7 protein-coding genes and 2 pseudogenes are annotated in these 9,787 nt (G+C 43.7%); 5 read left to right on the forward strand and 4 right to left on the reverse strand.

Going from position 1 to position 9,787, the window contains the following annotated elements:
* Nucleotides 1-147 precede the first annotated feature (147 nt).
* Nucleotides 148-516 carry an ArsR/SmtB family transcription factor gene (locus tag GCWU000182_RS04665; RefSeq protein WP_003783707.1) on the forward strand — a complete coding sequence of 123 codons (369 nt, stop codon included), beginning with the start codon at nt 148-150 and terminating at the stop codon, nt 514-516.
* Entirely contained in the window at nt 509-2,638 is a 2,130-nt protein-coding gene (locus tag GCWU000182_RS04670; protein ID WP_003783705.1) for a heavy metal translocating P-type ATPase, read from the forward strand. Before GCWU000182_RS04665 ends, GCWU000182_RS04670 begins: the two co-directional genes overlap by 8 nt.
* Before the next feature lie 274 nt (nt 2,639-2,912).
* Here the strand turns inward: GCWU000182_RS04670 and GCWU000182_RS04675 are convergent.
* The 4 genes and pseudogenes from GCWU000182_RS04675 to GCWU000182_RS04695 form a co-directional block, all read right to left on the reverse strand.
* Nucleotides 2,913-3,158: pseudogene (locus tag GCWU000182_RS04675) on the reverse strand (transposase); the annotation flags it as partial.
* A gap of 49 nt (nt 3,159-3,207) precedes the next feature.
* Nucleotides 3,208-3,534: pseudogene (locus GCWU000182_RS10320) on the reverse strand (transposase); the annotation flags it as partial.
* Between the two features lie 221 nt (nt 3,535-3,755).
* Nucleotides 3,756-5,528, reverse strand: coding sequence for an ABC transporter ATP-binding protein (locus tag GCWU000182_RS04685; protein ID WP_035364108.1), 1,773 nt, complete (start codon nt 5,526-5,528; stop codon nt 3,756-3,758).
* A gap of 608 nt (nt 5,529-6,136) precedes the next feature.
* Complete coding sequence (locus GCWU000182_RS04695) at nt 6,137-6,628, reverse strand: hypothetical protein (RefSeq protein WP_035364111.1); 492 nt, start codon at nt 6,626-6,628, stop codon at nt 6,137-6,139.
* A gap of 230 nt (nt 6,629-6,858) precedes the next feature.
* On the opposite strand from GCWU000182_RS04695, the gene GCWU000182_RS04700 reads away from it, so the two are divergent.
* From GCWU000182_RS04700 to GCWU000182_RS04710, 3 genes are all read left to right on the forward strand, one after another.
* Nucleotides 6,859-7,470, forward strand: coding sequence for a hypothetical protein (locus tag GCWU000182_RS04700; RefSeq protein WP_035364113.1), 612 nt, complete (start codon nt 6,859-6,861; stop codon nt 7,468-7,470).
* Nucleotides 7,471-7,586: 116 nt separating this feature from the next.
* The gene (locus tag GCWU000182_RS04705) at nt 7,587-8,918 is read left to right on the forward strand and encodes an RsmB/NOP family class I SAM-dependent RNA methyltransferase (RefSeq protein ID WP_023391630.1); all 1,332 of its coding nucleotides are present in this window, start codon (nt 7,587-7,589) and stop codon (nt 8,916-8,918) included.
* Nucleotides 8,919-9,182: 264 nt separating this feature from the next.
* The coding region (locus GCWU000182_RS04710) for an IS256 family transposase (protein WP_023391631.1) at nt 9,183-9,787 on the forward strand (605 nt) is incomplete at its 3' end.

Consider the following 9,787-nt stretch of genomic DNA (forward strand, 5'->3'; position numbering starts at 1 on the left):
GCAGATTGGTTATTTTGTTATTAGAATTGGGTACTCCAAGTCTTTTTTTATGAATTTTTTTATTCACTCAAAAAAACACTTGAATTAATTAATGAAAAGGGCTATACTATGTTCAAGCAAATACTTGAATGGTATTGGGGTGAGAATATGATTAAAAAAGATACTTGTGAAATTTATTATTATGACGAAGAAAAGGTCAATCGAATACAAGGTAATTTACAGACAGTAGATATTTCTAGTGTTGCCCAAATGTTAAAAGCTATTGCAGATAAAAATAGAGCAAAAATTACCTATGCATTGTGTCAAGATGACGAACTGTGTGTGTGTGATATTGCAAATATTATAGGTGTTACGGTTGCAAATGCCTCTCATCACCTGCGAACGCTCCATAAGCAAGGGATTGTTAAGTTTCGAAAAGAGGGAAAACTTGCATTTTATTCATTAGATGATGAGCATATCAGACAAATTATGATGATTGCATTGGCACTTAAGAAAGAGGTGAAGATCAATGTCTAGTGGGAAAGCAAAACAGTTCGAAGAAGAAATGAAAGCCTATCGTGTTCAAGGATTTACTTGTACTAACTGTGCAGCCATTTTTGAAAATAATGTTAAAGAACTTCCCGGTGTTCAGGATGCGAAAGTAAATTTCGGAGCATCTAAAGTTTATGTTAAAGGGACGACAACCATTGAAGAATTAGAAAAAGCAGGAGCATTTGAAAATTTAAAAATTCGAGATGAAAAAGAACAAAGGGTAGAAGGAGAACCTTTTTGGAAGCAGAAAGAAAACATTAAGGTATATATATCAGCTCTTTTACTTGTAGTTAGCTGGTTCTTAGGAGAGCAGTATGGTGAAGAGCATGTTCTACCGACAATTGGTTATGCAGCGTCCATTTTAATCGGTGGATATTCGTTATTTATTAAAGGTCTCAAAAATTTAAGCAGATTAAATTTCGATATGAATACGCTTATGACTATTGCCATTATAGGAGCTGCAATTATTGGTGAATGGGGTGAAGGGGCAACCGTTGTTATCCTATTTGCGATTAGTGAAGCATTAGAGCGTTATTCAATGGATAAAGCACGTCAATCTATTGAATCTTTAATGGATATTGCCCCAAAAGAAGCGTTAATTCGACGAGGCAATGAAGAAATGATGATTCATGTTGATGAGATTCAAGTTGGAGACATCATGATAGTTAAGCCCGGTCAAAAGTTAGCAATGGATGGAATAGTGGTTAAAGGTACATCGACATTAAATCAGGCTGCGATTACAGGTGAAAGTGTTCCAGTAACGAAAATCACAAATGATGAAGTATTTGCAGGAACCTTGAATGAAGAAGGGTTACTTGAGGTTAAAGTAACAAAACGAGTTGAAGATACAACTCTTTCAAAAATCATTCACTTGGTAGAAGAAGCCCAAGCAGAACGGGCCCCCTCTCAAGCGTTTGTCGATAAATTTGCAAAATACTATACACCAGCTATTGTCATACTAGCTCTTTTAATTGCAGTAGTTCCACCATTATTTGGCGGAGACTGGAGCCAATGGATTTATCAAGGATTAGCTGTATTAGTGGTTGGTTGTCCTTGTGCCTTAGTAGTCTCAACTCCAGTTGCTGTGGTTACAGCAATAGGAAATGCAGCGAAAAATGGTGTATTAATTAAAGGTGGTATCCATTTAGAAGCAGCAGGACACTTAAAAGCGATAGCCTTTGATAAAACAGGAACATTAACCAAAGGGATTCCAGCTGTAACAGACATTGTGACATATGGTAGAAATGAAAATGAATTAATAACCATAACATCAGCCATTGAAAAAGGATCGCAGCACCCTCTTGCTTCAGCGATTATGCGAAAAGCAGAAGAAAATGGATTAAAATTCAATGAAGTAACAGTAGAGGATTTTCAATCCATTACAGGTAAAGGCGTTAAAGCCAAAATAAATAATGAAATGTATTATGTGGGAAGTCAAAATCTTTTTGAGGAATTACACGGAAGCATTTCAAGCGATAAAAAAGAAAAAATTGCCGATATGCAAACTCAAGGTAAAACGGTGATGGTGTTAGGAACAGAAAAAGAAATTCTTTCGTTTATTGCCGTAGCCGATGAAATGAGGGAATCGTCTAAAGAAGTTATCGGCAAGTTGAACAATATGGGAATCGAAACAGTGATGCTAACAGGCGATAACCAAAGAACGGCAACAGCCATCGGAAAACAAGTTGGTGTTTCGGATATTAAAGCTGACTTACTTCCAGAAGATAAGCTTAATTTTATTAAAGAACTTCGAGAAAAACATCAAAGTGTGGGGATGGTCGGAGATGGCGTGAATGATGCTCCAGCCCTTGCGGCATCTACCGTTGGTGTAGCAATGGGTGGTGCTGGAACTGATACAGCTTTAGAAACGGCTGACATCGCCTTAATGTCTGATGATTTGAGTAAATTGCCATATACAATAAAATTAAGTCGTAAGGCTTTAGCAATCATCAAGCAAAACATTACCTTCTCTTTGGCGATTAAATTAGTGGCATTACTTTTGGTCATGCCCGGTTGGTTAACACTTTGGATAGCGATATTTGCTGATATGGGAGCAACTTTACTTGTAACATTAAACAGTTTACGCTTATTGAAAATCAAAGAATAGGTTCTAAAATGGGTGTCAACAATCGGGTGCGATCATTGAAAACAATGTTATGCTTCAAAAGGGATATTAACAGGAAATATACAACTAAAGGACGCTTTAACTGAGCAACGGAAAAAGCCAAATTTCTCAATTGATGTTGAGAAATTTGGAGAATGTTTATACGATTAGTAAAGTTGGCGAAAATAATAAAGTTATTAATCTCATGGAGTATTTGAACTTGCAAAAAAATATTTATGAGTCATTGTACTGACCCCAAAAAGTTAGACAAAAAATATTATTGAAAGGATTTAGTTCTATACTGAACAGGACTAAGTCCTTTTAGTTTTGCTTTAATGCGTTTATTGTTGTAGTAAAAAATATACTCGGTAATAGCTTGCTCCAGTTGATCCAGAGACTTGAAATTTTTCTCAAATCCGTAAAACATTTCTGTTTTCAAGATACCAAAGAAGGACTCCATCATGCCATTATCTATGCTGGTTCCCTTGCGAGACATGGATGGACGTATGCCTTTACTGGCAAGAACAAATTAAATGTACCGCATATTTATCTTTCAATTCTTCCACTAACTATACAACTACTTGAGGCGACACTTCCTTTCCAATTCCTTGTATTTTTTAATATTTCTAATTCAACTTCTTTTCTTTTTAGTTCTAATTTTAATTGATCGATTTCTGAAAGTTCAGCCATTCCTTTTTCGTAAGAATATTGTTTTCCTATCTGTTGGTGGAAACGATGAGTTTCTCCATTTTTATACCATCTAAACCATGTTTCTACTTGAGTTTCATTTTTTTATGTTTAACTCCTGCATTATTTGTTTTGTACTTATATCCCTGTAATTTCATTTCTACGGCTTTATTCTTTGTATCGATAGAATAGGCCACACGTTTTTTAACCATAAAAAGACACCTCCATGTGCATTTGATTATATTGTACCTAATCCAACTTGGAGGTGTTTTTATTTAATTCTCATTTACGGGGGTCAGTGCCGTGAGCATGCCCACCCTTTTTATGAAGAAGGCCGATTGGGCTGGATTCAAACAAATAAGAGCCTCAAAAGTTGGACCTAGGATCCAGCTTTTGAGGCTCCTTTATACTTTGCAGGCCTTAATTTCTAGCCTTATTCTTCCCGATACAAATCCGCCTGTAGAGCATACAAATCAGCATAGTAGGTGTTATGCTGAAGTAACTGGTCGTGGTGATCAAAGCCGACGACTTGGCCGTCTTTTAGGACTAATACCTTATCGGCTTTTTTGACCATGGCCAAGCGGTGTGTGACAAAGAGAACAGTCTTGTTTTCCGCTAGTTCAAGAAACTTGGTGACAAGTTGATTCTCTGCGCGTGCATCTAAGGCAGCAGTTGGCTCATCGAGGATGAGAATGGGTGCTTGAGAATAGAAGGCACGTGCCAAGGCAAGTTTTTGCCATTGGCCACCCGAAAGCTCGCGGGAATCTTCAAAACGTTTGCCTAGGGTTTGGTCCAAGGTTAGCAAGTCGCCTTCTTCAATTCCGCCACGTTGCAGGCTGGCTTGCAAGGCAAGGGGGTCATCGGCTTGGTCAATTCGTGATAAGGCCACATTCTCTCGGACCGTCAGGTCAAACTTAGCGAAATCCTGGAAGACGGCGCTGAACTGTTGCCGGTAGTGGACGATATCTAAGTCCAAAATGTTATGGCCATCAAACTCTACCTGACCCTGATCCGCCAGATAGAAGCCTAATAAGAGTTTGATTAAGGTAGACTTACCGGCCCCATTTTCGCCGACCAGGGCGATTTTTTGACCACGTGCCATGTCAAAGCTGACCTGGGATAGGGTGGCTTTATCTGCGCCTGGATAAGTGAAGCTGACATTTTGAAATTCGAGTGAGTCAAATTCGCTCGGAACTTCTTGATTTCCAAAACTGGTTTCTTCCTCAAGTTCCAAGAAGTCAAAAAAATTAGACATATAGAGGAGCGTATCATAGAGCAAGCTCGAATCCTCTACCAAGCGACTGACACCTTGAATGGTGTAGGTAATGGCAGTCGCAAAAATCATAATAGCGCCCACGGCGAAGAGTCCGGACTTGACCCCTTGAACAAGATAGGCAAAGCTCAGGACGCTGACAAGGCCAGTCACTACTAGAAAGGCAGTTGAGAGCCAGAGCTGACGCCGTCGGTTGCCTTGAACTGCGGAGCGTATTTGGCTGAAAATTTGCCGATACTTATTTTGGAAGTAGCCATGCAAATGATAGAGACGGACTTCCTTAATATAGTCTGCTGTCAGTACAACACTCGCGTAGTAGCTTAGTTTGCGCGAATCCTCGCTGTTGGAAACTAGGGTTTCAAAGGCCTGTTGCTGAATCCGATAAGCCATCAGACCTTGAGGAATCAGCACCATGATTAAAATCACCGCAATCAGCCAATGGAATTGGCTGAGGAGGGCGAACATGGAAATCACCAAGAGGGTATTGCTGATGAGACTGGTCCCGAAAACTAGCAGATTGACTGGACGCCAACTGGCTTCTGAACTGATTAAATCAATTTTATTGTAGAAGTCATGGTCTTCATACCAAGCCAAGGTCTGAATAGATTCCGCTTTTTTCATTATCTGATCATTAAGGGCAAAGGTTAACTGGTCAGTCAAGCGCCCCTGTAAATAAAGGTTGAGAGGGGTCATGGCGTTGCCCAGTATGAAAGCTAGCCCCCAAGCTAATAGGAGCCAGACCCCTTCTTGGCTACCACTTGCCAGTTCGTTCATGAGCTGGTTAATCAGATAGAGCGTCAGGGAAGGCAGTAAGGCTTGTAGGGGAATAGTAATCAAAAGTCCCAGAGCTAAGCCACCCGCTGCCTGCCAGACAAAACGAAGACTGCGGTAGTAGAGCGACATATAGGATGTGAAAGTAGAAAATAGGGTCATAAATTATAGGATCAAGCAGTTGATAGCGCTTGAGTTAGGTTTCCTGAATCGTAGGAGTGATTGGGGAAAGGGTAGCTTTCAGATAGACTAGCCACATCCTTACTAGTATGAAATGCTACCTTTCCATTGTTTGTTTGAGTCACTGAATCTTTACCCCAAATCATGTTAGCCAAAGGATACTTTGAGTCGTGATTAAGGAATCCATAGAAAGCAAAATTCGACATGCATAAACCTCCGTTCATCGTGATGACTATTATAAGTGTTGATCGATGACGACTAGCATTGTAAATCGGTTTAAGGCACATCCTTTGTTTCAAGGAAGTGACCTAGTTAAATTGAGTCATGGGTATCACTTCTTTCAAATAAGACTAGGGAGTCAAATACATAGGTTTACTAGTATTATACAAGGGAAAGTTAGAAAGTCAAATTGATTTCTACTTCTAATCTAATTATATGTGTATATCATTAGATTGATAACATACCTCAAATAAGAGAGAGTGGCTGAGAAATCATTCAGGTTACAAGCTAAGCTTAAAGGTAGCCAGCTCTACGTTAGACAAAAAAGCAGTAAATCGTAAGTGATTTACTGCTGATTGCCTTTTTGGGCGCTATTTAGATTTATCAATTTCCTTGGCTATTTTGCTCTTTCTAAGTTTCCTCTTTGCCACCTTACTTAAGAAAACCAGGGGATTGAGGCTGTATGATAGTTGCCAGTGAAAGTAGTTGATCCACTCTATGAGGGCGAAGAGCCAAATGGCTACTGCTATCAGGCTAACTGGCCAGGAGCTGAACTCGATTAGGATGATTGGGATGCCGAGGGCTAATAGGATGAGGTCTACTTGTCTGAGTAGGCCATAAATTGGGCCCGTTTGCTTGATCGCAAAGCTAGGCTTGCTAAGGCGCTTGATCAGAATCCACCAATAAAGGGAACCTTGTAGCAAGATAAGGCTGACTAGCAGGAGGGGGTAAACGATGGCAATTAGGGCTTGTGGTGTGACCAAGTATTTTTTGAAGAGCAAGAAATTGAGCCAGAAGACGGCAAGGGCAACTAATTCGCCGCTGGCCAGACTATATAGTTTTTGCTTGATATGACCTTTCACAGTATGCGCCACCTCCCTTATCTTAAATTCTAAAGGGCTTAGGAGCCAAATACAAGTTTAATTTAAAAAAGGGCTTCCAAAATGCTTGGCACTGGTGTATAATGAAAAAAATATTAAAGCAAGAGGTGAATCTAATGAAAGAAACTAGGTCCCTTAACGTCAATTCCCTCAATAGCACTGGCTATTCTTGTTCTTAATTTATGGTATCTAGCGAGTTAGGAGGAAACACCATGAGTCATACGCAATATACCCTAGCAGCCAATCGTCGGTACGCAAGCAAGCGGACCTTATTTTATTCACTTCTAGCAACTTTCATGCTAGTCTTATCCCTTGTTACGCCTAGTCTAGCCCTGGCTCAATCTGATGCCTTGTCTGGTACTTACCTAGCGCAATCTACTCACCTCATTAAGAAAGTAACCGTCACGGAAACCGTTATGGAGCTTGAGATTGATGCCGAGCAACTTGCCAAGCAGGGTCAAGCCTTCCAAACTTTAATGACCGTCAACCAGCGAGCGCTAGCTAAGAAGATCAAGCCCGGCATGACCAGCCAGGAAATCGAGAAAACGCGCCAAGAACTGGGGCTGGATGTGGCCGCCTATCAGAAAGCCCTAGGCCAAGAAGTAGAACCAGATAAGATGGTAGAAGTCCTGGAGAATCAAGTGTCCGGTCTTTATGCCCATGTCAGAGAGACAGGGACCATCTATCTGCGGCTAACCAAACCTGAACTGAGCCAGTCAGAAGGCACTATTCGGGTTCGCCTACTGGGTGAAGAAGTCCTGACCTTGACCGAGGCCTCAGATCAGGGCTTTAAGTTGGATCAGGTTTCCTTTGTTAAGGAATAATCTCTTAAGCACCTTGCCTGAGGGCAGGGTGTTTTTGTATTTGGGAAGGCCTTTTGGGCTTGCAGTTGCTACTTTATCCCGCTACAATAAAATGAGAAGACATAAGGAGGCCGGTCATGACATTTCCAGCAGGATTTCAAGCAAAATATTTAGCCCTATTGGGCCCAGAGGAGGGGCAGGCCTTCCTGGATTCCTTTAAGTTAGAGGCGGAGTCCGGCTTCCGGGTCAACCCTCTCAAGGCCAGTCAGTCAGCTTTGCCTGAATCCGCTCAGCCCATGCCGGGCACCCCTTGGGGCTACTATGGCAAGGTGGCAGGCAGCTCGACCGCCCATGTGACGGGCTTGGTCTATTCTCAGGAGCCAGCCGCTCAAATGGTGGGCCAGGCAGCCGAGCCCCAGCCAGGGCTCAAGGTCCTGGACTTGGCAGCAGCTCCTGGGGGCAAGTCGACCCATTTGCTGTCATACTTAGATAACCAAGGCCTCTTAGTAGCCAACGAAATCCATCCCAAGCGCAGCAAGATTCTGGCTGAGAACCTGGAGCGCTTCGGGGCTCGCAATGTGGTGGCAACCAATGAGTCGCCAGAGCGCCTGGCCCAGGTCTTTCCGGCTTACTTTGACCTGATTGTGCTAGATGCGCCTTGCTCGGGGGAGGGCATGTTCCGTAAGCAGGCTGAGGCCATGGACTACTGGACGCCGGAATATCCTAGCCAGTGCGCGGCGCTACAGCGAGAAATTCTGGAGCAGGGGCTACTCATGCTTAAGCCGGGCGGGACCTTGGTTTATTCGACCTGCACTTGGGCGCCAGAGGAGAATGAGGATATCGTGGCTTGGTTGCTGGAACATTATCCGCTGACCTTGCTTGAGGTGCCTAAGCTCAATGGCATGGTGCCAGGCCTGTCTTATCCTGAGACGGCCCGCATGTATCCGCAACATTTCCGGGGTGAGGGGCAGTTTGTGGCCAAGTTCCGCTATGAGGGGCAGGAGACTGAAAGTAAGTCTCGTAAATTCAAGCCGCTCAAAGCCAAAGTGACGGCTGAACAGCTCAAGCTCTGGCAGGACTTTGCGGCTAGTCATCTGACTGTGACCTTGCCGGGCGTCCTCCAGACTTTTGGCGACCATCTCTATCTCTTGCCAGAGGGCCTGCCGGATTTAGGCAAATTACGCATTGCCCACAAGGGTCTGCATTTGGGCGAATTCAAGAAGAAACGCTTCGAGCCTAGCTTCGCTCTGGGCTTGGCGTTGCGGCCGGACGAGACGGTCAGCCAGGTGGCCCTGTCCGAAGAGCAAGTCACCCGCTACCTAGCCGGCGAGACGGTCGACCTGGCAGAGGACAAGCCAAATGGCTGGTACCAAGTCCTAGCGGGCGGTAACGGCCTAGGCTTCGCCAAGGTCACCGGCCGAGTACTCAAGAACTACTATCCAAAAGGCCTGCGCCTACGCCGCAACTGAGTGGAAACAGGAGAAAGGTTAGGAGCTAGTGGTCCACTCCGCCGAGTGGACCACTAGCTCGGGTCGGAATCCCGGAAAATGACGGAAACCAGGTCAAAAGCTAAGAGCCAGTGGTCCACTCCGTCGAGTGGACCACTAGCTCTGGTCGGAATCTCGGGAAAGGGCGTAAACCGGGATTAAGTCCCTATAATTGTGTAAAAAGAAAAAGCCAGGTAATCTCTGGTACAATGTAGTTGTCCGAAAACATTGAAAGAGGAGATTACCATGACTTACCTTAATATTAACCTAAAACTTGAAGAATTAACAGAGGCAGTTTTAAACAGTGACATGAACACGCTCATGAAGACGCTGGCCATTACCGTCTTTAATGCCTACATGGAAGAAGAACGCCACCAGTTCATCCAAGCCGCACCCCATGAACGCTCCGACCAGCGCCAAGATTATCGCAACGGCTACTATGAACGCCAATGGACCTTATCCATTGGCACCCTTAAATTACAAGTCCCACGCACGCGTTCTGGCGAGTTCAAAACCGAGCTCTTTGAACGTTACCAGCGCAACGAACAGGCCTTCTTGCTTTCTATGATGGAAATGGTAATCAATGGGGTCTCTACACGCAAAGTCACCAAAATCGTGCATGAATTGTGTGGCGAGACGGTTTCCAAGTCCTTTGTGTCCGATGTGATGAAGCGGCTGGATCCCGAGATTGAAGCCTTCAAAAATCGGACCCTGACCCACAGCCACTTCCGCTATCTCTACCTCGATGCCCTTTACATTAAGGTGCGCGAAGAGAACCGCGTGGTGTCCAAGGCGGTCTACCTAGCCCAAGGGATTAACGAGGCCAACAAGCGCGAAATCATCGGCTTTTG

This window comes from Abiotrophia defectiva ATCC 49176 (assembly GCF_000160075.2).
Taxonomy (GTDB): domain Bacteria; phylum Bacillota; class Bacilli; order Lactobacillales; family Aerococcaceae; genus Abiotrophia; species Abiotrophia defectiva.